This is a genomic window from Streptomyces sp. NPDC107471, assembly GCF_055582845.1.
Genome location: NZ_JBVJPC010000004.1, coordinates 789,150 through 812,129, shown reverse-complemented (window position 1 = coordinate 812,129; position 22,980 = coordinate 789,150). Strand labels below are relative to the sequence as shown.

Genomic DNA, 22,980 nt, shown 5'->3' with positions numbered 1-22,980 from the left:
CAGCGCGGCTCCTTCACCACGGTCGGCAACCCCCTCAAACTCTCCGACTCACCCACCCACATCACCACCCCACCCCTCCTCGGCCAACACAACGAAGAGATCTACATCGGCGAACTGGGTCTCGGCGACGAGGAGTTGCGGTTGCTGAAGTCCGGCGGGGTGATCTGACGTGGTGAACCGGAGCCGTGTTCCCGGCGCCCTGGGCGGTGGTCCATGACGTGAATGAGCACGGGGTCCGACGGCGGTGCGCGTCGGCGGACCCCGGGATCCGTGCGCGCACGAAAGGCATTTGGACAGGGGGCGCTGGCCAGATCTTTCGACGCAAGGAGTGCTTGAAGACTATGACAACCATCGACTACTCGTCGTCCGCCGCCTTCAGGGAGGTGACGGACCGCAACGGCCGCGTGTACCGGGTCGGCGAGACCGACCGGCACATCATGGGACGACCACGATGGACCATGGTGCTCTTCCCGTGGATGGGCATGCTGGGCATCAGTTCCTCGGAGTACGCGTTCACCTCGGCCGAGGACACCCTGCACGAGGCTCATCTGTGGAGCAGCGGGCACATCTTCTGGCTGATGGGCGTCTGGGTGTTCTTCCAGGCGGCCGTGGCCTTCCCGGCCGGGCAGCTCAGGGAGAGCGGAAAGCTCCCGGCCCGCTACGCGATGATGCTCGGCGCGCTGGGCACCGTCCTCGGCTACATCTCACTGGCGTTCGCACCGAACGTGATCTTCGCCTACCTGGGCTTCGGCGTGTGCAGCGGTATCGGCGCCGGTCTTGTCTACGCGACCTGCGTGAACATGGTCGGCAAGTGGTATCCGGAGCGCAAGGGCGGCAAGACCGGCATGGTCAACGGCGGTTTCGCCTACGGCTCGGTGCCCTTCGTCTTCCTGTTCACCTCGTACATGGACCTCAGCAACTACAAGGGCGTCCTGGTGACGGTCGGCCTGGTCTGCTGCACCGTGGTGGCGTTCGCGGGCTGGTTCTTCAAGGACCCGCCGAAGAACTGGTGGCCCCCGCACGTCGACCCGCTCAAGCAGACCGACGACCCGAAGATCCGGCGCGCGCTGGAGAAGAACCCGCCGGCCGTCAAGCAGTACACCCCCAAGGAGGCCGCGCGCACGCCCGTCCTGTGGATGATGTGGTTCTGCCTGCTGTGCACCGCGGGCATCAACATCTTCGGCATCGCCTTCCAGGTGCCGTTCGGCAAGGACATGGGCTTCGCGGGCGGGATCGTGGCCACGGCGATGTCGCTGAAGGCGATCGTCAACGGCACCGGGCGCGGGGTGATCGGCTGGATCTCCGACAAGTTCGGGCGCCGCAACACCCTGATCATCGTGTGTCTGGTGCTGGGCACCGCCCAGTTCGGTGTGCTGATCTCCGGCCAGATGGGCAGCATGCCGTTCTTCCTCTTCTGCTCCATGGTCTCCGGCTTCGGCGGCGGCGCGATCTTCCCGCTGTTCGCCGCGATGACCGCCGACTACTTCGGTGAGAACAACAACGCCTCCAACTACGGCATGGTCTACAGCTCGAAGCTGATCTCCGGGCTCGTGGGCTCCGGTGTCGGCTCGATCGTGGTCGGCGCCTGGGACTACCAGGGCGCGTTCGTCCTGGCCGGGTCCATCGGTCTGGCGTCCGCGGTCCTCGCACTGTTCCTCAAGTCGCCCGGCCGGCCCCAGACCAGCCGCCGGACCGTACCCAACCCGCAACCGCTCGGCGAGGAAATGGCCTGACATGACGGCAGATCCGTACGCAGCACGCAGCGAGACCGACAAGACCGCACACTCCACCGCCGCACAACGTCCCTACCAAGAAGTCACCGACGCCAACGGCCGCGTGTACCGCATCGGCGAGACCGACCGGGACATCCTCGGTCACTCGCGCAAGCTCATGGTGTATCTGCCCTGGCTCACCATGATGGCCATCAGCGTCTTCGAGTACGCGTACGGCTCGGCGGAGGACACCCTGTCCCACGCCCACGGCTGGACGCAGAGCAACACCTTCTGGATCCTCAGCGTCTGGGTCTTCTTCCAGGCCGGCATCGCCTTCCCGGCGGGCTGGCTGCGGGAGAAGGGCATCCTGACCGCCCGCAAGGCCATGTACATCGGCTCGGGCATGTGTCTGGTCGGGTTCCTCGCCCTGTCGCACCTCGGCAACGTCGTGCTGGCGATCCTGGGATTCGGCGTCATCGGGGGCATAGGCGCCGGACTGGTCTACGCGACCTGCATCAACATGGTCGGCAAATGGTTCCCCGAACGCCGGGGAGCGAAGACCGGGTTCGTCAACGGCGGCTTCGCGTACGGATCACTGCCCTTCATCTTCATCTTCAACTACGGCTTCGACACGGCGAACTACCACCGTGTGCTGGACCTCATCGGGTGCTACATCCTGATCGTGGTCGTCGGGTGCGCGTTCTTCTTCAAGGACCCGCCGAAGAACTGGTGGCCCGCGGACATCGACCCGCTCACGTACGGCGGCAACGGGAAGGGTGCCGCCTCCCTCTCCAAGAACCCTCCCGCGGTACGGCAGTTCACGCCGAAGGAGGCCGTCAGGACCGGCATGCTCCCGCTCATGTGGATCGCCCTCGTCATGACCGCGGGAGTGTCGATCTTCGGGATCTCCTTCCAGGTCGACTACGCCAAGGAGATCGGCTTCGGACCACTCGTCGCGGCCTCCTCGATGGGCGTCATGGCCGTCATCAACGGCGTCGGGCGCGGTGTGGTCGGCTGGCTGTCCGACAAGTGGGGCCGCAAGTCCACGCTGGTGTTCGTGATCGTCGTCCTGGGGCTCGCGCAGTTCGGGGTGATCTGGGCCGGCGACATCAAGAGCGAGTCGCTGTTCCTGGTCTTCGCGTTCCTGTCCGGGTTCGGCGGCGGCGCGTTCTACCCGCTGTTCGCGGCGCTCACCCCGGACTACTTCGGGGAGAACTACAACGCCTCCAACTACGGGCTGGTGTACAGCGGCAAGCTGGTCAGCGGCCTGTTCGGCGGTGGCCTCGGCTCCATGGTCGTCGCGGCCTGGGGCTACGACGGGGCGTACGCCCTGGCCGGCGCCACGTCGATACTCGCGGCGGCGATCACCCTGCTGCTGCGGCAGCCGGGCCGACCCCACACCGGCACCTCGCCCGCGCCGCAGCCACAGGCGGCGACCTGAGCGGCGGTACGGGACACCAGGCGGCTCCTCCCCACGCGGTCGGTGGGGGTGGGGCCGCCTGATCCGATGGCGCGGGGCGGTGCGTGTGCCGCCCCGTGCCGCGGGCTACTTCTCGCGCTCCTGGTACATCTTCCGGGTGTGTTCCGTGTGGTGCCGCATGACCGCGGTGGCGCGCTGCTCGTCGCGGTCGGCGATCGCGGCGATCAGCTCACGGTGCTCGATCCAGGACTGGCGGCCGCGCTGCCGGGCGATCGGGGTGTAGTACCAGCGCACCCGGCGGTCGACCTGGGCCGCCAGTTCGGCGAGGACGGTGTTGCCCGCCAGTTCCATGACCTTGGCGTGGAGCCGGGCGTTGAGGGCGACCGCGCTGTCGACGTCGTCCGCGGCGACCGCGGCCTCGCCCTGCGCGCAGAGTTCCTCCAAGGCGGCGATGCCGGCGCTGCCCGCGTTCGCCGCGGCGAGCCGGGCCGCCTCGGCCTCCAACAGCGTGCGCACCGTCAGAAGCTGATCGGCCTCCTCGTCCGTCGGCTCGTGCACGAACGCACCCTGCGCCGGACGCAGGTCCACCCAGCCCTCGGTGTTCAACCGCTGCAGAGCCTCCCGCACCGGCTGCCGCGACACCCCCAGATGACCCGCCAGCTCACTCTCCACCAGATGCTGACCCGGCTGCAGAGCACGCGTCGTGATGAGCTCCAGCAACGCGCCGTAGACACGGTCGCGCAGTGGACCGGGGCGCTCGAGCCTGGGCACCGTGCCGTACGGCAGTCCTGTGGTCGGCAGCATCTCGGTCCCTCCCGTACAGCGCTGTCGCTGCAACTGAGAGTCAAGTATGAATTGGTTTTCGCCTACAGTCTACGGCGCACAACCAGCAAGCCCCCGGCCGGCACCGGGGCTCAGCAGCAGCTCATCGCCTTGATGACGTCATGACTCTTGCTGAGCACTCTCTCCATCCTGTAGACAATATCCAGTCGACAAAGTCGGCAGTTCCTCGGTCACCCTCACCGAACGGAGCTTCCACCCATGAAAGTCGCAGTTCTCGGCGCCGGAGCCATCGGTGCCTACGTCGGCGCGGCACTGCATCGCGCCGGCGCCGACGTCCATCTCATCGCCCGCGGCCCCCATCTGGCGGCCATGCGGGAGCACGGTGTCCAGGTCCTCAGCCCGCGCGGTGACTTCACCGCCCGGGCCCACGCCACCGACGACCCGGCCGAAGTCGGCCCGGTCGACTACGTCTTCCTCGGTCTGAAGGCCAACTCGTACGCGGCGTGCGGGCCGCTCATCGAGCCCCTTCTCACCGACACCACCGCGGTCATCGCGGCGCAGAACGGCATCCCCTGGTGGTACTTCCACCGGCACGGCGGCCCGCACGACGGGCACCGCATCGAGAGCGTGGACCCGGACGGCGCGGTCAGTGCGGTGCTCGCGCCCTCCCGCGCCATCGGGTGTGTCGTCTACGCGGCGACCGAGCTCGAAGGGCCGGGTGTCGTCCGGCACCTGGAGGGCACGCGGTTCTCCATCGGGGAGCCCGACCGCAGCATCTCCCCCCGCTGCACGGCCTTCAGCGAGGCCATGCAGGCCGGCGGGCTCAAGTGCCCGGTCGAGCCGAACCTGCGGGACGACATCTGGCTCAAGCTGCTGGGGAACATCTCCTTCAACCCCATCAGCGCGTTGGCCCGTGCGACCATGCGCCAGATGTGTCTGCACGGCGGCACCCGCAAGGTCATCGAGACCATGATGGCCGAGACGCTCGCGGTGGCCGAGACGCTCGGCTGCACTGTCGGCGTCTCGATCGAACGCCGGCTGGCGGGCGCCGAGCGCGTCGGCGACCACCGCACCTCCACGCTCCAGGACCTGGAGCGCGGCAAGCCCCTGGAGCTCGACGTCCTGCTCACCGCCGTCATCGAGCTGGCGGAGATCACCGGGGTGGACGTGCCGACGCTGCGGACCGTCCACGCCCTCTCCGACCTCCTCGCGCTCCGGTCCGCCGCATGACGGAACCGGGCGTCGACGCCATCGGGTCGGGACCCCGGATCCGGCCGAACGCCGGCACCGGGGTCCCGACGGCCCACGCGATCGGCCGGGAGATCATCCGGGCGGGGCTGGCCGACCGGGATTTCATCGAGCGCTCGACCTCCGGCTTCGAGGAGTACCGGCGGTTGGTCGAGCCGTGGACGGTGTCGCTCGCGGTGAAGGTGACGGGCGTACCGGCCGCCGCCTTCAGGGAGTCGGCCCGTGCCTGTGGGCACGGCGAACCGTTGCGGGTGTTCGACGGCGCCGGGCCCGATGAGGCCCGGGCGCTGGCCAACCTGTCGCTGCTGACCGGCCGCGGTCACGGCGCCGGGGAGGCGCGTACGCCCTTCCATCTGGTCCAGCACGCCCCTCCGGTCGATCTGACGGACGAGGCGTATCCGGTGCGGCTCACCCGGGGACGGCGGCTGGACTCGCGCAACTCCCGCGTGTTGCGGGGAGGTTGGGCGTCGACGGTGCGGCGGGCCGAGTGTGTCGAGCTGAGTCCGGAGGACGCCGAGCGCTACGGCGTGGTGGTCGGCGAGGAGGTGCGGGTCGCCACCCGGCGGGGTGCGACGACGGCTCCGGTGTGGGTGGATCCGGCGCTGCGGCCGGGGCTGGCGTTCATGACCGGCCGGCCGCCGGACGGGGCGGACGCCGAGCGGGGAGCGGGGAGAGCAGGCAGTCCGATCGCGGGGACCGTGGAGTTCGAGGCGGCGGCGATCCGGATCGAGAAGGTGCCCGTCGTGGCGACGAGGAGGTGAGACCGGAGATGGGACGAGTCACGGAACGACGCAAGGTGATCCGCATCCGCGACGGGGCCCTCTCCTCCCGCCCCGACACCCTCGTCGCCCTCGTCACCGAGGAACCACTCGGGATCCGCCTCGACGGCAGACACCTCGCCCTCATCGGCTTCCTCCGCGGCACCTCCATGAACGTGTACGCGGGAGAGGAGCGCCTCACCCCGGCGGTCGTTCCGGCCGCCGGGGGCTGACGGTCCTCCCCGCTGCACGCGGCGGGACCCCGACCGGCGGGGAGCGCCCCCTGCGCCCTCGGGGTCCCGCCTCAGCCGTGTGCGCTCAGCACTTCTCCCGCAGCGAGTGCAGGTGGGCGCTGGAGCGGCGGGCGAAGCTGAGGGAATCGGCGGGCTGGTCGTGTTCGGCCTGCCAGTGGTGGGCGAGACGCTCGCCCCGCAGCCGGGTCACGGCGGAGATGAACTTCTGGTAGTCGATGTCGCCGTCGCCGACATCGGTCATGCGGTAGCCGTAGGTGTCGGCCGGGTCCCGCACTCCGTCCTTGACGTGGAAGAGCGGGTAGCGGTGGGGCTGCCTGAGGACGTAGTTCAGGGGTTCGAAGGGCGCGGGTGTGCCGTCGGGCCGCCTGGAGAAGCGGAACTGGCCGGAGTACGCCCAGAAGATGTCCATCTCCAGGAACACCAGGTCGGGGTCGGTCTCCTTGAGGAGGACGTCGTAGAGACGGACCTTGGGGTTGTCGGTGGCGAAGGAGAACTCCTCGGAGTGGTTGTGCTGGTAGAACTTCATGCCGCGGGCCTTCGCGGCCGCTCCGTAGGTGTTGAACTCCTCGGCGGCGCGCTTCCAGGCGTCGACGGTCGAGCCGTATCGGAACGGTCCCGAGGCGGTGCCGATGTGCTTGAGGCCGAGGGCCTGGGCGTCGTCGAGGACCTTGGTGAGGTTCTGGGCGAAGGTGTAGGCGTTCGGGTCGTCGTCGGAGTAGTAGCCGACGTGGCTGCCGATCGGGTTCAGTCCGTGGTCGCGGGCCAGCCGCCGGAGCTGGGCGAGGGTGATGGGTCCGGCCGAGCCCTGGGTGTAGCCGGCGAACTCGACCTCGTCGTAGCCGTACTTCTCCAGTTCGGCGAAGACGGGGGCGAAGCCGAGCGTGGAGACCTTGTCGCGGAGGCTGTAGAGCTGGATGCCGAGGCGGCCGGGGGGCAGCACGGGCCGGCCGCGGCCGTGGCCTGCGGTGTCGGTCGCGGCCGCGGTGGCGGCGCCGGCCGGGGAGGCGGCGGCGCCCAGCAGCGCGGCGGCGGTGGCGCCCGCGGCCACGCCGAGCATGCCTCGTCTGGTCAGGCGGTGGGCGAGTTCCGGGTCGGGCTGGGAGATGCGGCTCATGCCTGGGACTCCTCGATGGGGGAGGGCGTTGTCAGTGGTGGGTGCTTCACTGGGGACCAGTCAGGAAAGTCCGGCCAGTCGCAGCAGGAGTGACTTCACGTCGGTGGCCGCGATGCGGTCGCCGACGGCACGGGGGGTGGAGCAGATGAGAAGCGGACCGTCGTCGTCGCTCTCGGGCAGGCGGCCGTGGCTGCCGCGAACAGGTGACGGGTCGAGGGGCACGACCGCCATGCGGTAGCGCAGGCCGAGCTTCTTGCGGGCCAGCGCGGTGGCCGCCTTGACCTTGACGTAGGGGTCGAGCGGGTCCATGAACAGTTCGACCGGGTCGTAGCCGGGTTTGCGGTGGATCTCGACCAACTGCGCGAAGTCGGGCGCGCGGTCGTCGTCGAGCCAGTAGTAGTACGTGAACCAGGCGTCCGGTTCCGCCACGGCGACGAGTTCGCCGGAGCGCGGGTGGTCGAGGTGGTGGGCCTTCTTGCCCTCGTCGTCGAGGAGCCGTTCGATGCCGGGCAGGCCGTCGAGGGCGGCGCGGGTGGCGTCCAGGTCCTCGGGGCGGCGCACGTAGACGTGGGCGATCTGGTGGTCGGCGACCGCGAAGGCGCGGGAGGCCATCGGGTCGAGGTACTCCATGCCGTCCTGGGTGTGCACCTCGAGGAGTCCGGCGCGGCGCAGGGCGCGGTTGATGTCGACGGGCCGGTCCGCGCGGGTGATCCCGTACTCGGACAGTGCGACGACGGTACGGCCTTCCGCGCGGGCGTCGTCCAGGAGCGGGGCCAGTGCCCGGTCCAGGTCGGCGGCGGCCTTGAGGGAGCGGGGGTCGTCGGGGCCGAAGCGTTGCAGGTCGTAGTCGAGGTGGGGGAGGTAGCAGAGCGTCAGGTCGGGGTGGCGGGTGCCCATGACGTGGCGGGTGGCGTCGATGATCCACTGGCTGGAGACCAGGTCCGCGCCGGGGCCCCAGAAGTGGAAGAGGGGGAAGGTGCCGAGTTTCTCGGTGAGTTCGTCGTGCAGGGCCGGGGGCCGGGTGTAGCAGTCGGGTTCCTTGCGGCCGTCGGCGTAGTAGACCGGGCGGGGGGTGACGGTGAAGTCGGTGTCGGCGCCCATGGCGTACCACCAGCAGATGTTGGCGACGGTGTAGCCGGGGTGGGCGCGGCGGGCGGCGTCCCAGAGCTTGTCGCCGGCGACCAGGCCGTTGTGTTGGCGCCACAGGAGTACGTCGCCGAGCTCGCGGAAGTACCAGCCGTTGCCGACGATGCCGTGCTCCGACGGGTGGGTGCCGGTGAGGAAGGTGGACTGGGCGGCGCAGGTGACGGCGGGCAGGACGGTGCCGAGCGGCGCGTGGGAGCCGTTCCGGGCGAGGGTCTTGAGGTGGGGCATGTGGTCGAGGAGGCGGGGGGTGAGGCCGACGACGTCGAGGACGAGCAGGGGGGTGGGTCCCGCCGCCGGGGGTTGCTGGGTCATGGCAGCTCCTTGAGGCCGAGGTCCGTCAACAGGTCGCGCACGAGGGTGAGTTCGGCGGCGATGCCGTCGGCGAGCTGCGGGCGGCCGCGGGGGCGCAGTTCGGGTGGGAGGGCCTGCCAGGTGTAGGTCTCGACCTCCAGGTGGCGGGTGAGGGGGTGCGGGCCGCCGACGAGCCGGGTCAGGACCGACTTGAGCACGGGGAGCGTCGAGGTGAGGGGTGCGGCGGGGGCCGCGTGCAGGGGGACGTGGAAGTGGGCGCGCCAGGGTGCTCCGTCGGGCAGGGCGTCGCCGGCGAGTGCCTCGCCGAGGTCGTCGGTGCCGCGCAGGCCGGCTGCGGTGGAGGTGCGGGTCTGGTGCAGGAAGCGGGGTTCGTCGAAGGCGGCGAGTGCCTCACGGACCTCGGGCAGGTGCGGGTGTTCGGCGTGCAGGGCGGCGGAGAGCTGGGACTTGACGACGGGGACGCGGGCCGCGGTGAGCGTGTCCAGGGCGGTGTGCGGGTCCTCGAAGGAGGTGGCGAGGTGACAGGTGTCGACGCAGATGCCGATGCGGTCGTGGGCGATCGCGGTGAGGGGGGCGATGGCGTCGGCGGTGGTCTCGACGACGCAGCCGGGTTCGGGTTCGAGGCCCACCCGGACGGAGCGGCCGGTCAGTTCCTGGAGGGCGTCGAGGCGTTCGGCGAGGGTGAGCAGGGCGGTGCGGGCCTTGTCGGCGCTGCCGTCGTCGTAGCCGGTGCGCCAGGCGAGCGGCAGGGTGGAGATGCTGCCCTCGGTGACGTCGTCGGGGAGGAGTCCGGCCAGGACGCGGGCCAGGGCGGTGGTGTGGTCGAGGCGTTCGGGGTCGGTCCAGTCCGGCTTGTAGACGCGGTACTTGACCTCCTCGGCGCCGAAGCCCTCGTAGGGGAAGCCGTTGAGGGTGACCACTTCGAGGCCGCGGCGGTCCAGTTCGCAGCGCAGGTCGCGCAGTGCGGAGGGGTCGCTGACCAGGGCGTGGGCAGCGTCGCGGGCGAGCCACAGGCCGATGCCGAGGCGGTCGCGGCCGAGCCGGCGGCGGACGGGTTCGCAGTGGTCGCGGAGCTGGGCGAGGACACCGTCGAGGGTTTCCGCGGGGTGGACGTTGGTGCAGTAGGCGAGGTGGACGGTGGTGCCGTCGGGGTGGCGGAAGCGCATGGCTCACGCCTCCGTCTTCTGCGGGCCGCGGAGGATGGAGTTGCCCTCGTGGGTGGGGTCGGTGGCCGGCACGTCGAGGTCCAGTCGGCCGCTGAGTCCGTAGAAGGCGACGGGGTTGCGCCACAGCACGCGGTCGACGTCGTCCTCGGTGAAGCCCTCGGCGAGCATCAGGTCGGCGACCTTGCGGGTCTTGAGGGGGTCGCTGCGGCCCCAGTCGGCGGCGGAGTTCACCAGGACCTGTTCGGGGCCGTAGGCGCGCAGGATGGCCACCATGCGCTCCTCGTCCATCTTGGTGTCGGGGTAGACGGAGAAGCCGAGCCAGCAGCCGCTGTCCTTGGCCTCCTTGACGGTGGTCTCGTTGAGGTGGTCGACCAGGACCCGGTCCGTCGGCAGGGCGGACTCGCGGACCACGTCGAGGGTCCGGCGCAGGCCGGCCAGCTTGTCGCGGTGCGGGGTGTGGACGAGCGCGGGGAGTCGGTGGTCGGCGGCGAGCTGGAGCTGGGCGGCGAGGGCGGTGTCCTCGGCGGGGGTCATGGAGTCGTAGCCGATCTCGCCGACGGCGACGACCTGGTCCTTGACGAGATAGCGGGGCAGTTCGTCGAGGACGGGCAGGCAGCGCGGGTCGTTGGCCTCCTTGGGGTTCAGGGCGAGGGTGCAGTGGTGCGCGATGCCGTACTGGGCGGCGCGGAAGGGTTCCCAGCCGAGCAGGGAGTCGAAGTAGTCGAGGAAGGAGGCCGGGGAGGTGCGGGGCTGGCCGAGCCAGAAGGCCGGTTCCACCACGGCGCGCACACCGGCGGTGTGCATGGCCTGGTAGTCGTCGGTGGTCCGGGACGTCATGTGGATGTGGGGGTCGAAGAGGCGCATCAGGACTCCTTGCCGTGGTTGCCGTCCGCGTGGTCGGGGCCGTGGTCGGCGGCCGGCGCGGGTGGGGTGGCGGTGGGGTCGGTCAGGGTCAGGACGCGGTGCAGGTCCTCGGGCACGGTGCGGCCTGCGGCGGTGCGTTCTGCGGCGTAGTCGCCGAGCATGCGGGCGAGTTCGGTGTCCGCGTGGGCCCGTCGGTGCAGGTCGGCGACCTCGGCCACGGGCACACCGGTGAACAGGCACTTCAGGACGGCGTGGCGCCAGTGGTGGGCGTCGAGGTGACGGGCCGCGTAGGGGCCGACGGCGGCGGCCAGGAGCCGGGTGTCGTTGGTGCGCAGGGCGTCCTCGACGAGCGGCAGGGCCTCGGAGCCGGGCACGAGGTGGGGCAGGGCGTGCAGGACGGCACGGCGTTCGGCGGCGGTGCCCTGGGCGTAGACCCGGGTCAGGGCGTCGGTGTCGGCGCGGGCCGCGTGCAGGATCAGGACGCGGGCGGCGTCGGCGTGTTCGGGGCCACAGCGGCGGCCGGCCTCGGCGAGGCGCAGTTCCCACACGGAGATGGGGCCGTGGGCGCCGGGGTGGGCGGCGGCCTCTTCGAGGGCCTGGTCGAGCCAGGCGCGGGCGGCTTCGCCGAGGCGGTCGGCGAGGTGGCTGTGCAGGTCGTGCAGCGGGGTCCGGGCGAGGGTGGTGCCCTGGGTGTCCGCGGCGGGGGTTGCCTGGTGGGCATGGGGGTGGGTCATGGAGTGCTTCCTTGTGAGAGCGCCACTGCCTGACGGAGGAAGGGGAGGGAGCGTTCGGCGAAGTGGGGGCCCGCGTGGGAGTGGCGGGGCAGTTCGACGACGGTCAGGCCCTGGTATCCGGTGTCGGCCAGGGCGGCGAGGACCGGCGGGAAGTCGATGTCGCCGTCGCCGAAGGGGAGGTGTTCGTGGACGCCGCGGCGCATGTCCTCGATCTGGACGTGGCGCAGCCAGGGGCCGGCGGCGCGTACGCAGTCGGCGGGAGGGAGGGGTTCGAGGCACTGGCAGTGGCCGATGTCGAGGGTCAGGCCGAGGGCGGAGGGGTCGCCGAGGATGCCGCGGAGGTGGTGGAAGTCGGCGAGGGTGGCGAGGAGGTGACCCGGTTCCGGTTCTACGGCGAGGGGGACGCCGGCGGTGGTGGCGGTGTCCAGGACGGGGGCGAGGGTCTCGGCGAGGCGTTTCCACGCCGTGTCCGGGTCGGTGCCCGCCGGGGTGATGCCGCTGAAGCAGTGCACGGCGTGCGCGCCGAGGTCGGCGGCGACCTGGACGGCCCGCACCAGCAGGTCGGCACGGCGGGCGCGGTCGTCGGGGTCGGGGTCGAGCAGCGAGGGACCGTGCTTGCGGCGCGGGTCGAGCACATAGCGGGCCCCCGTCTCGACTGTGACCGACAGGCCGAGCGCGTCCAGTCGGTGCGCGAGGCGCCGGGTGCGGGCGGCCAGGTCGGGGGCGAGGGGGTCCAGGTGCATGTGGTCGAGGGTCAGCCCGACCCCGTCGTACCCGAGCTCGGCGAGCAGGGTGAGGGCGTCGTCCAGGCGGAGGTCCGCGAGGCCGTTGGTGCCGTAGCCGAAGCGGAGCGGGGTGACGCCGGGGGTGGACGGGGGTGGGGCGAGGGGGCCGGTCATGTGACGCTCACCTTTCTCGCGAGGCGTCCTGCCAGGGGGGCGAGGGCGGCGGTGAGCAGGGCTGTGACGGCCGCGCCCTTCGTGCCCGAGTGGGCGGCGAGGGCGGACTGGAGGGGGATCGCGGCCCGGCTGCCACCGCTGACGGCCCGGTGGGTGGGCGGGGGTGAGGGGTTGAGCCTGGCGTGGAAGCAGGGGCGGCCGGCCGTGCCCGCGTACGCGGCGGCGAGAGCGAGACGCAGGGCCGCGTGCGGGTCGGGGGGCCGGGAGTCGGGGCCGGATCGCGGGGGGCGGGTCAGGCGGGACAGGGCTGCGACGGCCGGTTCCGGCCGCGAGTCGCAGGGCGTCACCCGCTCCGCCGTCCCCTCGGACGGGGCGCCCGCCGCCCGCCTGTAGTCCTTCACGGCCGCCCCTCCCCCGCGCGGTCGCCGCCCGGCGCGGCCCCGGTGGGCTCGGCGCGGAGTCGGGCCGCGAACCTCACCAGCTCCGCGTACTGCTCCCCCAGTCCCGAAGGCCCTTCTCCCACCGGGTCCTTGAAGTAGAAGGCCAGCTCGCCCAGCGGTCCGGACAGGCCGCGTTCCTGGGCGCGGGCGGTCAGCCGGGCCAGGTCCAGGACGAGGGGCGCGGCCAGGGCGGAGTCGCAGCCCTGCCAGGTGGTCTGGAGGGTCATGCGGGTGCCGAGGAAGCCGTCGAAGGCGATGTGGTCCCAGGCGGTCTTCCAGTCGCCGAGGGCGGGGACGTCGTCGATGTGGACCTCGCCCTCGGGGGTGGTGCCCAGGGTGTCGGCCAGGACCCGTTCCTTGCCGGCGTTCTTCGCCGCGGCGGCCGCCGGGTCGGCGAGACAGGCTCCGTCGCCGCCGCCCAGGAGGTTCGTGCCGGACCAGGCCCGGACGGTCAGGGCGCGCTGGGTGAACATCGGGCCGAGCACGGAGCGGAGCAGGGTCTGGCCGGTCTTGCCGTCGCGGCCCGCGAAGGGCAGTCCGGAGGACTCCGCGTGCCGTCGCAGCGAGGGGTGGTGCAGCCCGGTCGAGGGGGTGAAGTTCACGTACGCACAGCCCGCCCGTACGGCGGCCGCGGCGTACAGGGAACTCGGGGGCAGGGCGTCACCGGTGGGGGCGGGCTCGGTGGAGGCCACGTGCACCACGACCGCGCGCGTCAGCCCGCAGCGTCGTACGAAGGACCGGATGTCCGCGGCGAAGGCGGTGATCAGTTCGTCCTCGGTCCTGGTGTCGCCGGGGAGGGGGCCGCCGGGTCTGATCTCCCTTTCCGCGGCGGCGAGTTCGGCGCTCACGGCGGTGGGCAGACCGTGCGGCAGCACGCCGCCCGCCGCGAGGGCCTCCGCCCGTTTGGGCAGGGGGCAGTCCATCGTGTCGTGGCCGCCGAAGACGAGGGAGGACAGGGCGGGCAGGCCGCTGTCGGTGAAGGGCGGGGTCTCGGTGACCAGGCCGGTCGGCGGGTGCAGCCCCGCGGTCATGGCGGCGCAGCCCGCGACGACCGTCGTGGCGACGGAGCCTCGGACCCCGATCAGCCAGACACCGACGCGCTGTTGGGAATCGGACGCGGACATGGGCAGCCTCCTCGTCGGACGTGGAACGTCGAACGCGCCGTACGCGCACCCCACTCATGAGGGGGAAAGACGGCAGGCGGGAGTCCGGCGTCCCCCGCCCGCCGTCGCTCAGTGGCCCTTGCCGGGCAGTTCCTTGATCCGGACGTCACGGAACGACACCTGGCCGTCGGCTCCGTGGTTCTGGATGCCGACATGCCCGTCACGCAGGCTCCGGGCCGGATCGGTGTCGGTGAGGTCGTTGATCTTCACGCCGTCGGCGGAGCGGAAGCCGTGGACGGATCCCGTGGTCCTCTCGGGTACGTCGGTGGCGTGCACGGATGCCTCCAGGATGGGGCCGGTCGTACGGGTGGGGGGTGCGGTACGCCGAGATGGGCCGTTCTCCCGGAACTGGCCGGTGTGCCTCAGTCGTTGCCTCCGAATGCGGCGTCGAAGGAGGCCGTCGGGGGTTCGAAGTCGTACTTCTTGAGGCTCTTCAGTGCCTCGGGGGCACCCTGGAGGCGGTCCATGCCGGCGTCCTCCCACTCGACCGAGATCGGGCCCTGGTAGTCGATGGAGCGCAGCATGCGGAAGACGTCCTCCCAGGGGACGTCGCCGTGGCCCGCGGAGACGAAGTCCCAGCCGCGGCGCGGGTCGCCCCAGGGCAGGTGGGAGCCGAGGCGGCCGTTGCGGCCGTCGAGGCGCTTGCGGGCCTCCTTGCAGTCCACGTGGTAGATCCGCTCGCGGAAGTCGTAGAGGAAGCCGACCGGGTCGAGGTCCTGCCACACGAAGTGCGAGGGGTCGAAGTTCAGGCCGAACGCCGCCCGGTGGTCCACCGCTGCCAGGGCGCGCTGGGTGGTCCAGTAGTCGTAGGCGATCTCGCTGGGGTGGACCTCGTGCGCGAACCGCACCCCCTCCGCGTCGAAGACGTCCAGGATCGGGTTCCAGCGCTCGGCGAAGTCCTCGTAGCCGCGCTCGATCATCGCCTCGGAGGCGGGCGGGAACATGGCGACCAGGTGCCAGATCGCCGAGCCGGTGAAGCCGATGACGGTGTCGACGCCGAAGGCGGCCGCGGCCCGCGCGGTGTCCTTCATACGGTTCGCGGCCCGCTGCCGGACGCCTTCCGGGTCGCCGTCGGCCCACACCTGGGCGGGCAGGATGGCCTGGTGGCGTTCGTCGATGATGGCGTCGCAGACGGCCTGGCCGACCAGGTGGTTGGAGACCGCCCAGCACTTGAGACCGTACTTGTCGAGCAGGGCGTGCCGGGACTCCAGGTACGACGGGTCCGCGAGGGCCTTGTCGACCTCGAAGTGATCGCCCCAACAGGCGAGTTCCAGTCCGTCGTAGCCGAAGTCGCGGGCCAGGCGGCAGACTTCCTCAAGGGGCAGATCGGCCCACTGGCCGGTGAAGAGCGTGAACGGGCGCGGCATGGCTGCGAGCCTCCTCAGACGGCAATCGGCGTGTAGACGGAGTTCTTCTCGGCGCTCTCCTCCACGGCGGCGAGCACGCGCTGGACCTGGAGCCCGTCGGCGAAGGAGGGGTCGGGGCGGCGGCCCTCGGCGATCGCGTGGACGAGGTCGCGGGCCTGGTGGACGAAGGTGTGCTCGTAGCCGAGGCCGTGGCCCGGCGGCCACCAGGCGTCCAGGTAGGGGTGGTCGGGCTCGGTGACCAGGATGCGGCGGAAGCCGGCGTGCGTTCCGGGCTCCGTGGCGTCGTGGTAGGAGAGTTCGTTGAGCCGCTCCAGGTCGAAGGCCAACGAGCCGCGCTCGCCGTTGAGTTCGATGCGCAGGGCGTTCTTGCGGCCGGTGGCGTACCGGGTGGCCTCGAAGGAGGCGAGGGCGCCGGAGGTGAAGCGGCCGGTGAACAGGGCCGCGTCGTCGACGGTGACCTGGCCGGTGCCGGCGGCGGTCTCGGCGGACAGGCCCCTGGCGGCGGTCCCGGCCAGCGGCCGTTCCCGTACGAAGGTCTCCGTCAGGGCGGACACCCCGGACAGCGGCTCGCCCGCCAGGTACTGCGCGAGGTCGATGATGTGCGCGCCGAGGTCGCCGAGCGAGCCCGAGCCGGCCTGTTCCCGGCGCAGCCGCCAGGTCAGCGGGGCCTGCGGGTCCACGAGCCAGTCCTGGAGGTAGGTGACCCGGACGTGCCGCAGTCTGCCGAGCCGGCCCTCGGCCACCATCCGGCGGGCCTGCGCGGTGGCGGGCACCCTGCGGTAGTTGAAGCCCACCATCGCCAACTGGCCGCGCCCGTACGCCTCTTCGGCGGCCCGGTGCATGGTCTGGGCTTCCTCGACGGTGTTGGCGAGGGGCTTCTCGCACAGCACGTGCTTGCCCGCGGCGAGCGCGGCCACGGCGATCTCGGCGTGACTGTCGCCGGGGGTGCAGATGTCGACGAGGTCGACGTCGTCCCGCTCGATCAGCGCCCGCCAGTCGGTCTCGGCGGCCGCCCAGCCGTGCCGGTCGGCGGCCCGGCGCACGGCGGCCGCGTCCCGTCCGCAGATCGCGGCGAGCACCGGGCGGCGGGGCAGGTCGAAGACGCGTCCGACGGTCCGCCAGCCCTGGGAGTGGGCGGCGCCCATGAAGGCGTAGCCGACCATGCCGACCCGGAGCGGCGGCGCCTCGGCCTCTTCTGACTGCTGCGGCTGTGCCATGCGCGATGTCCTCCTCGTCGTCGTGGCGCGGTGCGGGGTGCAGCCCGGTCCGTCGACGAACCGGGCTCCTGGGGCCCGCCCTGCGGATCGGCCCGGCCGGGGCGCGCCGCCGCTCGCGGTCGGCGCGGCCCGCGGGACGGGCCGCGGACCGGCCGGCGGGGCAGGCCCCCGGTCGGGCCGTAAGGCAGGCCCCGGATCGGTACGCCTCACTTGAAGCCGGTGGACATGTACTGGTCGACGTTGGTCTTGTCGACGACGGCCGAGTAGAGGGTGAGCGAGGCCGGGATCTCGAACTCGGAGAGGCCGCCGATGCCCTTGGACTGGCCGAGTGCGCGGGCGAGGTCGATGGCCGAGGCGGCCATGGTGGGCGGGTAGAGGACGGTCGCCTTGAGGACGCCGTTGTCCTGCTTGATGGCCTGGAACGCGGACAGGGCGCCCGCCCCGCCGACCATCAGGAAGTCGTCGCGGCCCGCCTGCTCGATGGCGCGCAGGGCGCCGACGCCCTGGTCGTCGTCGTGGTTCCACAGTGCGTCGAAGCCGGACTGGGCCTGCAGGAGCTGGGCCATCTTGGCCTGCCCGGACTCCACGGTGAACTCGGCGGCCTGGCGGGCCACCTTCCTGACGTTGGGGTAGTTCTTCAGGGCGTCGTCGAAGCCCTTGGTGCGCTGCTTGGTGAGTTCCAGGTTGTCGAGGCCGGCCAGTTCGATGACCTTGGCGTTCGACTTCCCCTTGAGCTTCTCGCCGATGTAGTGGCCGGCGTTGAGCCCCATGCCGTAGTTGTCGCCGCCTATCCAGCAGCGGTACGCCTGCGGGGTGTTGAAGATGCGGTCCAGGTTCACGACCGGGATCCCGGCGCGCATCGCCTTGAGGCCGACCTGGGTGAGGGCCTTGCCGTCCGCGGGCAGCACGACCAGTACGTCGACCTTCTTGTTGATGAGGGTCTCGATCTGGCCGATCTGCTGCGCGGTGTCGTTGGAGCCCTCGGTGATCTCCAGGGTGACGTCCGAGTACTTCTTCGCGCGGTTCTTGGCGTTGTCGTTGATGGCGTTGAGCCAGCCGTGGTCGGCCTGCGGTCCGGCGAAGCCGATGGTGACCGGCTTGCCGGGTGAGTCGGCGGCGGCCGGCTGGTCGTTCGCGGCCGGTTCCTCGTCCTTGGGGTCGTTGCTGGTGCAACCTGCGAGGAGGGCACCGGCCCCGACGGCGGCGGTTCCGAAGAGCAGTCCTCTACGGCTCGTGAACTCAGGCATATCGGTGGACCCTTTCCTCAGGTCGTGCTTGCGGTACGGCGCTGGACCAGCACGGCGGCGACGATGATCGCGCCCTTGGCGATCTGCTGGACGTCGCTCTGCAGGTTGTTCAGGGCGAAGATGTTGGTGATCGTGGTGAAGATCAGGACGCCGAGCACGGAGCCGGTGATGGTGCCGCGGCCCCCGCTGAGCAGGGTGCCGCCGATGATCGCGGCGGCGATGGCGTCGAGTTCGTAGAGGTTGCCGTTGGTGTTCTGACCGGATCCGGACAGGATGATCAGCAGGAAGGCGGCGATGCCGCAGCACAGCCCGGACAGCAGGTACAGGTAGAGGCGCTGGCGGCGGACGTCGATGCCGGCGAGCCGGGCGGCCTCGGCGTTGCCGCCGACGGCGACGGTGCGCCGGCCGAAGGTGGTGCGGTTCAGCACCAGCCAGCCGATGATGGTCACGACCGCGAAGACCATGACGAGCGGCGGGATCCCGAGGACGTAGGCGTCGCGCTCCCCCAGGTCGAGGACGGAGGGCACGGTGACGATCTGCGTCCTGCCGTCGGTGATCTGGAGGGCGAGTCCGCGGGCCGAGGCGAGCATGGCGAGGGTGGCGATGAAGGGGACCATGGCGCCGTACGCGACGAGCAGCCCGTTGACAAGGCCGCAGCCGACGCCGACGAGCACCGCGGTGAAGAGGATGCCCGCGAAGCCGTACTCCTGGGTGGCGACGGTGGTGGCCCACACCGAGGCGAGGGCGACGATCGCGCCGACGGACAGGTCGATGCCGCCGGAGGTGATGACGAAGGTCATGCCGACGGTGACGACACCGATCACCGAGGCCTGGGTCAGGACGAGTTGGAGGTTGCGGGTGTCGAGGAACTCGTCGGGCTTGGTGATGCCGCCGATGAGGACCAGGACGGCGAGCACGCCGAGGAGGGAGAGGGTGCGCACGTCGGCGCGGGCGAACACCCCTCGCCAGGCGGCCGGTTCGCCCGCCGAAGGCACTTTGTCGGCGCTTCCCCGGGGCGGGGACACATGCTGCGTCATGACGCCGGGCTTCCTTCCATGACGAGGTCGAGTACACGGTGTTCGTCGAGCTCACGGGCGGGCGCCCGGTGCACGACACGGCCCTCGCGGAGCACCAGGACACGGTCGGCGAGGCCGAGCACCTCGGGGACCTCGCTGGAGACCAGCAGCACGGCCAGCCCTTCGTCGGCGAGGCGCCGGACGACCGCGTACAGCTCGGCGCGGGCGCCGACGTCGACGCCCCGGGTGGGTTCGTCGAGCAGCAGGACCCGGCAGCCGCGCAGCAGCCAGCGGGCCAGGACGGCCTTCTGCTGGTTGCCGCCGGACAGGGTGCGGATCGGCACCGAGGGGTTGTCGGGCCGCAGCGACAGTTCACGGGTCGCCGCCCGGGCGGCGCCCAGTTCGGCGCCCCGGTCGATCCAACCGGCCCGCGAGAAGCGGGACATGGAGGAGACGGACACGTTGCGGGTGACCGACTCCAGCATCAGCAGGGCCTGCGCCTTGCGCTCCTCGGGGGCCAGGCCGATCCCGGCGCGGACGGCGGCGCGGACGCTGCCGGGCCGCAAAGCCCGTCCGTCCACGCTGACCTGTCCGGCGGTGGGCTTGCGGGCGCCGTAGATCGTCTCCAGGATCTCGGAGCGTCCCGAGCCGACGAGTCCGGCGAGGCCGACGATCTCCCCGGGGTGGACCGCCAGGTCGAGGGGCTCGAACTCGCCCTGCCGGGTGAGCCCCTGGACCTCCAGCAGCGGTGTGCCCGCGTTCCTCGCGTCGGCCGGCGGCCGCTCCGGGAAGACGTACTCGACGTTGCGGCCCGTCATCAGCGCCACGACCTCGCGCGTCGGGGTCGACTTGGCGGGCAGTCCGACCGCGACGGCACGGCCGTCCTTGAGGACCGTGACCCGGTCGCCGATGCGCCGGATCTCCTCCAGGCGGTGGGAGATGTAGACGACGGCGACGTCCTCGGCGGTCAGGTCGCCGACGATCCGGAACAGGTTGTCGACCTCGTCGGGGTCGAGGGCGGCGGACGGCTCGTCCATCACGATGAGCCGTACGTCGTGGGAGAGGGCCCGCGCCATGGACACGATCTGCTGCTGCGCCGCCGACAACTCCCCCACCAGGCGCGCCGGATCGATCTCCGGGTGCCCGAGCCGCCGCAGCAGTGCGGCCGTCGACCGGCGGGCCGCCTTGCCCCGTACGACGAAGTCGGCAGCGGTGGGTTCATGGCCGAGGTGGACGTTCTCGGCCACCGACAGGTGCTCCACCAGGTCGAGTTCCTGGTAGATGGTGGCGATGCCGAGGCGCATGGCGGCGATCGGCGAGCGGAGGGCGACCTCCTCGCCGCGCCAGCGCAGCCGGCCCGTGTCGGGCTGGTGGGCGCCGGCCAGCACCTTGATCAGGGTGGACTTGCCGGCCCCGTTCTGGCCGAGCAGACAGTGCACTTCGCCGGCCTGGACGTCGAGGTCGACGCCGTCGAGGGCCCGGACGCCGGGGAACGACTTGGTGATGCCGGACATGCTGAGCAGCGGTGGTTCTGGTGCCATGAGGTCCCCTTGGCGGGCGTGCGGCCGGTTTCAGGGCAGGGCGGAGCAGAGCGCTGTGCGGACGAGCCGTGGGAGGCGGGTGCCTACGCGGGTGAGAACAGGTGGTCGCTGATGAGCCGGGCCGCGCCGATGACTCCGGCGGTGGGGCCCAACTCCCCCAGCACGATGGGCAGGTTGCCGGTCGCCAGAGGCAGCGACTGGCGGTAGACCTGGGTGCGGATCGCGGCGAGCAGGGTGTGGCCGAGGCCGGTCACCCCGCCGCCGATCACCACCAGGCCCGGGTTGAAGAAGGAGACCAGTCCGGCGATGACCTGACCGGTCCGGTTGCCGCCCTCACGGATGAGGTCGAGCGCGGTGGCGTCACCGGCGGCCGCCGCGGCGGCCACGTCGACGGCGGTCAGTTGCCCGTGTGTCGCCAGCCGCGCGGCGAGTTCCTCGGAGCGCCCCTGCTCGACCGCCTCGACGGCGTCCCGGGCGAGGGCCGCCCCGCTGAAGTGGGCTTCCAGACAGCCCCGGTTGCCGCAGGCGCACGGGCGGCCGTCGGGCACGGCCTGGATGTGCCCGATGTCGCCCGCGCTGCCCGTCACCCCGCGGTGCACGTCACCGCCGGCGACGATGCCGCAGCCGATGCCGGTGCCGATCTTGACGCAGAGGAAGTCGCCCACGGAGCGTGCCACGCCCGCGTGCATCTCCCCCATCGCCATCAGGTTCACGTCGTTGTCGACCATGACCGGGCAGCCGAGTTCCTGGCTGAGCGCCTCCCGCACGGGGAAGCCGTCCCAGCCCGGCATGATCGGTGGAGCCACCGGTACGCCCTCGGGGAAGCGGACCGGTCCCGGGACGCCGATGCCGGCGCCGTCGAATCCCTCCGCGAGCCCGGAGGCCCTCAACTTCGCAGCCATGGAAAGGACTTGCTCGAACACCGCGACCGGGCCCTCGCGGACGTCCATGGGCTGGTTGAGATGACCGAGGATCTCCAGTTCGGCGTTGGTGACGGCGACGTCGATCGAGGTCGCGCCGATGTCCACGCCGAGGAAACGCAGGTTGGGGGCGAGCCGGATGTTGTGGGAGCGGCGCCCGCCGCGGGAGGCGGCGAGTCCGTCGGCCACGATCAGGCCCGTCTCCAGCAGCCGGTCCACCTCCACGGCCAGCTTGGACCGTGACAGGTCGACCTGATCGCCCAGTTGCGCACGGGAGTTGGGTCCTCCGTCGCGCAACAGCTTGAGCAGTCGGGCCTGATGCGCGTTCGCGGGTCGTGCCGTCATGCGTCTCACGAGCCCCTCCCCGCCTCATTCGGCCACCAGTTGCCGGGCTTTCGAGGGGAACGTAGCAGTGGCTGCCGAACCTGGGAAGAAGCTGTGCACAGATTGCTGCCGACTTCTTCCACTGACAGGACAAAGACGTGCCGCCCTCTGGTGTCCCGGCGGCCGTCCCCGCAGGATGGGCGCGACGGAGGGGAGCACATGTTTGTGGTGACGGGTGCGACGGGGAACGTGGGGGCCGAACTCGTGCGGGCGCTGGCCGCGTCCGGCGAGCGGGTGCGGGCGGTGAGCCGGTCCGGTCGCAGCGAGGGGTTGCCGCCGGGGGCGGAGGCCGTGGCGGGCGATCTGAACCGGCCCGAGACCGTGCGGGACGCACTCGACGGCGTGCGGGGGTTGTTCCTGATGCCCGGTTACGGCGGGCAGGGGCGGATTTTGGCCGACGCGCGGGCCGCCGGTGTGCGTCGCGTGGTGCTGCTGTCCGGCCTGTCGGCGGCCACGGGTGACCGGGACAACGCGGTCGCCGGTTATCTGCTCGCCGCGGAGGACGCGGTGCGGGACTCGGGTCTCGACTGGACGTTCGTCCGCCCGACGAGCTTCATGACCAACGCGTTCCGGCTCGCGGACCAGGTGCGGAAGGGGGACACGGTCCGGGTGCCGTTCCCGGACGTCAGGACCACCGACATCGACCCGTACGACATCGCGCGGGTGGCCCTGCGTGCGCTGCTGTCCGACCGGTTCGCGGGTCGCGTGCTCGAAGTCACCGGCCCCGAGGCGCTGTTGCCCGCCGACCGGGTCCGGATCCTCGGCGAGGCCCTCGGCCGTGACCTGCGCGCCGTGGGCCTTGGGCACGAGGAGGCACGCGCCGAGATGGAGGCGAGCGGCATGCCGAAGCCGTACGTGGACGCCTTCTTCAGTTTCTTCGCGGACGGCACGCTCGACGAGTCGGTGGTGCGGCCGACGGTGGAGCAGGTCACGGGCCGCCCACCGCGTACCTTCGGCGCGTGGGCCCGGGACCACGTGGAGGCGTTCCGCTGAGGTGACCGCGTTCCCGCCTCAGCTCGGCGGCCGCGCCTGGCCCGGGACCGTCGATCACGATGACGGGCGGGCTCCCCCACGAGTGCGTGCCACCCCACACCGTGCCCTCGACCGCCCCCTACGGCCGGAACCACCGCTCGGCCGTGGGCCCACACCCCGGACATGCTCGGCAGACCCGCACATCAGCTCGGCTGCCCACGACGGACCCGGCCGGACGCCGACCGCGACCAGGACCCGGCATTCGGCCGGCCCTCCCCGGCCCACACCCCCGAACGACCGCCC

The 22,980-nt window shown here is 71.5% G+C and carries 19 protein-coding genes and 4 pseudogenes; 7 read left to right on the top strand and 16 right to left on the bottom strand.

Annotated elements, in window-relative coordinates; genetic code table 11:
- The 3 genes and pseudogenes from ACZ66S_RS17450 to ACZ66S_RS17440 form a co-directional block, all read left to right on the top strand.
- A pseudogene (locus ACZ66S_RS17450) lies at positions 1 to 168 on the top strand (formyl-CoA transferase); the annotation flags it as partial.
- Between the two features lie 173 nt (positions 169 to 341).
- Positions 342 to 1,733, top strand: a complete 1,392-nt coding sequence (locus ACZ66S_RS17445) for an OFA family MFS transporter (protein WP_469902384.1) — start codon at positions 342 to 344, stop codon at positions 1,731 to 1,733.
- A 1-nt stretch (position 1,734) separates the two neighbouring features.
- Entirely contained in the window at positions 1,735 to 3,153 is a 1,419-nt protein-coding gene (locus ACZ66S_RS17440) for an OFA family MFS transporter (protein ID WP_469902383.1), read from the top strand.
- Positions 3,154 to 3,258: 105 nt separating this feature from the next.
- On the opposite strand, the gene ACZ66S_RS17435 is transcribed toward ACZ66S_RS17440, so the two are convergent.
- Positions 3,259 to 3,936 carry a GntR family transcriptional regulator gene (locus ACZ66S_RS17435; protein WP_469902382.1) on the bottom strand — a complete coding sequence of 226 codons (678 nt, stop codon included), beginning with the start codon at positions 3,934 to 3,936 and terminating at the stop codon, positions 3,259 to 3,261.
- Between the two features lie 237 nt (positions 3,937 to 4,173).
- Here ACZ66S_RS17435 and ACZ66S_RS17430 point away from each other — a divergent pair, with 237 nt between their 5' ends.
- The 3 genes and pseudogenes from ACZ66S_RS17430 to ACZ66S_RS17420 all read left to right on the top strand — a co-directional run.
- Complete coding sequence (locus ACZ66S_RS17430) at positions 4,174 to 5,145, top strand: 2-dehydropantoate 2-reductase (RefSeq protein ID WP_053853331.1); 972 nt, start codon at positions 4,174 to 4,176, stop codon at positions 5,143 to 5,145.
- 356 nt (positions 5,146 to 5,501) lie between these two features.
- A pseudogene (locus tag ACZ66S_RS17425) lies at positions 5,502 to 5,924 on the top strand (molybdopterin dinucleotide binding domain-containing protein); the annotation flags it as partial.
- An 8-nt stretch (positions 5,925 to 5,932) separates the two neighbouring features.
- Positions 5,933 to 6,109, top strand: a pseudogene (locus tag ACZ66S_RS17420) (formate dehydrogenase accessory sulfurtransferase FdhD); the annotation flags it as partial.
- Positions 6,110 to 6,239: 130 nt separating this feature from the next.
- On the opposite strand, the gene ACZ66S_RS17415 reads toward ACZ66S_RS17420, so the two are convergent.
- The 15 genes and pseudogenes from ACZ66S_RS17415 to ACZ66S_RS17345 form a co-directional block, all read right to left on the bottom strand.
- Positions 6,240 to 7,289, bottom strand: coding sequence for a sugar phosphate isomerase/epimerase family protein (locus tag ACZ66S_RS17415; RefSeq protein WP_469902381.1), 1,050 nt, complete (start codon positions 7,287 to 7,289; stop codon positions 6,240 to 6,242).
- Between the two features lie 60 nt (positions 7,290 to 7,349).
- Positions 7,350 to 8,747, bottom strand: coding sequence for a nucleotide pyrophosphatase/phosphodiesterase family protein (locus ACZ66S_RS17410; RefSeq protein ID WP_469902380.1), 1,398 nt, complete (start codon positions 8,745 to 8,747; stop codon positions 7,350 to 7,352).
- Positions 8,744 to 9,913, bottom strand: coding sequence for a metabolite traffic protein EboE (gene eboE / locus ACZ66S_RS17405; protein WP_469902379.1), 1,170 nt, complete (start codon positions 9,911 to 9,913; stop codon positions 8,744 to 8,746). The genes ACZ66S_RS17410 and eboE overlap by 4 nt, the downstream gene beginning before the upstream one ends.
- A gap of 3 nt (positions 9,914 to 9,916) precedes the next feature.
- Positions 9,917 to 10,777 carry a TatD family hydrolase gene (locus ACZ66S_RS17400; RefSeq protein WP_469902378.1) on the bottom strand — a complete coding sequence of 287 codons (861 nt, stop codon included), beginning with the start codon at positions 10,775 to 10,777 and terminating at the stop codon, positions 9,917 to 9,919.
- Positions 10,777 to 11,511 (bottom strand): EboA domain-containing protein, encoded by a 735-nt coding sequence (locus ACZ66S_RS17395; protein WP_469902377.1) that lies wholly within the window; start codon positions 11,509 to 11,511, stop codon positions 10,777 to 10,779. The genes ACZ66S_RS17400 and ACZ66S_RS17395 overlap by 1 nt, the downstream gene beginning before the upstream one ends.
- Positions 11,508 to 12,410: a sugar phosphate isomerase/epimerase family protein gene (locus ACZ66S_RS17390; RefSeq protein WP_469902376.1), complete on the bottom strand. Its 903-nt coding sequence runs from the start codon at positions 12,408 to 12,410 to the stop codon at positions 11,508 to 11,510. Before ACZ66S_RS17390 ends, ACZ66S_RS17395 begins: the two co-directional genes overlap by 4 nt.
- Positions 12,407 to 12,811, bottom strand: a complete 405-nt coding sequence (locus ACZ66S_RS17385; protein ID WP_469902375.1) for a hypothetical protein — start codon at positions 12,809 to 12,811, stop codon at positions 12,407 to 12,409. The genes ACZ66S_RS17390 and ACZ66S_RS17385 overlap by 4 nt, the downstream gene beginning before the upstream one ends.
- Entirely contained in the window at positions 12,808 to 13,974 is a 1,167-nt protein-coding gene (locus ACZ66S_RS17380; RefSeq protein ID WP_469902374.1) for an inositol-3-phosphate synthase, read from the bottom strand. Before ACZ66S_RS17380 ends, ACZ66S_RS17385 begins: the two co-directional genes overlap by 4 nt.
- A 108-nt stretch (positions 13,975 to 14,082) precedes the next feature.
- Positions 14,083 to 14,298: pseudogene (locus ACZ66S_RS17375) on the bottom strand (ThuA domain-containing protein); the annotation flags it as partial.
- A 77-nt stretch (positions 14,299 to 14,375) separates the two neighbouring features.
- On the bottom strand, positions 14,376 to 15,380 hold the full coding sequence (locus ACZ66S_RS17370) for a sugar phosphate isomerase/epimerase family protein (protein ID WP_469902373.1): 1,005 nt from the start codon (positions 15,378 to 15,380) through the stop codon (positions 14,376 to 14,378).
- A gap of 14 nt (positions 15,381 to 15,394) precedes the next feature.
- Positions 15,395 to 16,597, bottom strand: coding sequence for a Gfo/Idh/MocA family protein (locus tag ACZ66S_RS17365; protein ID WP_469902372.1), 1,203 nt, complete (start codon positions 16,595 to 16,597; stop codon positions 15,395 to 15,397).
- A 206-nt stretch (positions 16,598 to 16,803) separates the two neighbouring features.
- Positions 16,804 to 17,844 carry a substrate-binding domain-containing protein gene (locus ACZ66S_RS17360; RefSeq protein ID WP_469902371.1) on the bottom strand — a complete coding sequence of 347 codons (1,041 nt, stop codon included), beginning with the start codon at positions 17,842 to 17,844 and terminating at the stop codon, positions 16,804 to 16,806.
- A gap of 17 nt (positions 17,845 to 17,861) precedes the next feature.
- Positions 17,862 to 18,881 (bottom strand): ABC transporter permease, encoded by a 1,020-nt coding sequence (locus ACZ66S_RS17355; protein ID WP_469902370.1) that lies wholly within the window; start codon positions 18,879 to 18,881, stop codon positions 17,862 to 17,864.
- Positions 18,878 to 20,401 carry a sugar ABC transporter ATP-binding protein gene (locus tag ACZ66S_RS17350; RefSeq protein ID WP_469902369.1) on the bottom strand — a complete coding sequence of 508 codons (1,524 nt, stop codon included), beginning with the start codon at positions 20,399 to 20,401 and terminating at the stop codon, positions 18,878 to 18,880. The genes ACZ66S_RS17355 and ACZ66S_RS17350 overlap by 4 nt, the downstream gene beginning before the upstream one ends.
- A gap of 83 nt (positions 20,402 to 20,484) precedes the next feature.
- Positions 20,485 to 21,666, bottom strand: coding sequence for an ROK family transcriptional regulator (locus ACZ66S_RS17345; protein ID WP_469902368.1), 1,182 nt, complete (start codon positions 21,664 to 21,666; stop codon positions 20,485 to 20,487).
- Positions 21,667 to 21,864: 198 nt separating this feature from the next.
- On the opposite strand from ACZ66S_RS17345, the gene ACZ66S_RS17340 reads away from it, so the two are divergent.
- Complete coding sequence (locus tag ACZ66S_RS17340; RefSeq protein ID WP_469902367.1) at positions 21,865 to 22,698, top strand: NAD(P)H-binding protein; 834 nt, start codon at positions 21,865 to 21,867, stop codon at positions 22,696 to 22,698.
- Positions 22,699 to 22,980: the final 282 nt, after the last annotated feature.

Coding starts and splice junctions, on each gene's coding strand:
- ACZ66S_RS17445 (WP_469902384.1), top strand. CDS start 342: ATGACAACCATCGACTACTCGTCGTCCGCCGCCTTCAGGGAGGTGACG.
- ACZ66S_RS17440 (WP_469902383.1), top strand. CDS start 1,735: ATGACGGCAGATCCGTACGCAGCACGCAGCGAGACCGACAAGACCGCA.
- ACZ66S_RS17435 (WP_469902382.1), bottom strand. CDS start 3,936: ATGCTGCCGACCACAGGACTGCCGTACGGCACGGTGCCCAGGCTCGAG.
- ACZ66S_RS17430 (WP_053853331.1), top strand. CDS start 4,174: ATGAAAGTCGCAGTTCTCGGCGCCGGAGCCATCGGTGCCTACGTCGGC.
- ACZ66S_RS17415 (WP_469902381.1), bottom strand. CDS start 7,289: ATGAGCCGCATCTCCCAGCCCGACCCGGAACTCGCCCACCGCCTGACC.
- ACZ66S_RS17410 (WP_469902380.1), bottom strand. CDS start 8,747: ATGACCCAGCAACCCCCGGCGGCGGGACCCACCCCCCTGCTCGTCCTC.
- eboE (WP_469902379.1), bottom strand. CDS start 9,913: ATGCGCTTCCGCCACCCCGACGGCACCACCGTCCACCTCGCCTACTGC.
- ACZ66S_RS17400 (WP_469902378.1), bottom strand. CDS start 10,777: ATGCGCCTCTTCGACCCCCACATCCACATGACGTCCCGGACCACCGAC.
- ACZ66S_RS17395 (WP_469902377.1), bottom strand. CDS start 11,511: ATGACCCACCCCCATGCCCACCAGGCAACCCCCGCCGCGGACACCCAG.
- ACZ66S_RS17390 (WP_469902376.1), bottom strand. CDS start 12,410: ATGACCGGCCCCCTCGCCCCACCCCCGTCCACCCCCGGCGTCACCCCG.
- ACZ66S_RS17380 (WP_469902374.1), bottom strand. CDS start 13,974: ATGTCCGCGTCCGATTCCCAACAGCGCGTCGGTGTCTGGCTGATCGGG.
- ACZ66S_RS17370 (WP_469902373.1), bottom strand. CDS start 15,380: ATGCCGCGCCCGTTCACGCTCTTCACCGGCCAGTGGGCCGATCTGCCC.
- ACZ66S_RS17365 (WP_469902372.1), bottom strand. CDS start 16,597: ATGGCACAGCCGCAGCAGTCAGAAGAGGCCGAGGCGCCGCCGCTCCGG.
- ACZ66S_RS17360 (WP_469902371.1), bottom strand. CDS start 17,844: ATGCCTGAGTTCACGAGCCGTAGAGGACTGCTCTTCGGAACCGCCGCC.
- ACZ66S_RS17355 (WP_469902370.1), bottom strand. CDS start 18,881: ATGACGCAGCATGTGTCCCCGCCCCGGGGAAGCGCCGACAAAGTGCCT.
- ACZ66S_RS17350 (WP_469902369.1), bottom strand. CDS start 20,401: ATGGCACCAGAACCACCGCTGCTCAGCATGTCCGGCATCACCAAGTCG.
- ACZ66S_RS17345 (WP_469902368.1), bottom strand. CDS start 21,666: ATGACGGCACGACCCGCGAACGCGCATCAGGCCCGACTGCTCAAGCTG.
- ACZ66S_RS17340 (WP_469902367.1), top strand. CDS start 21,865: ATGTTTGTGGTGACGGGTGCGACGGGGAACGTGGGGGCCGAACTCGTG.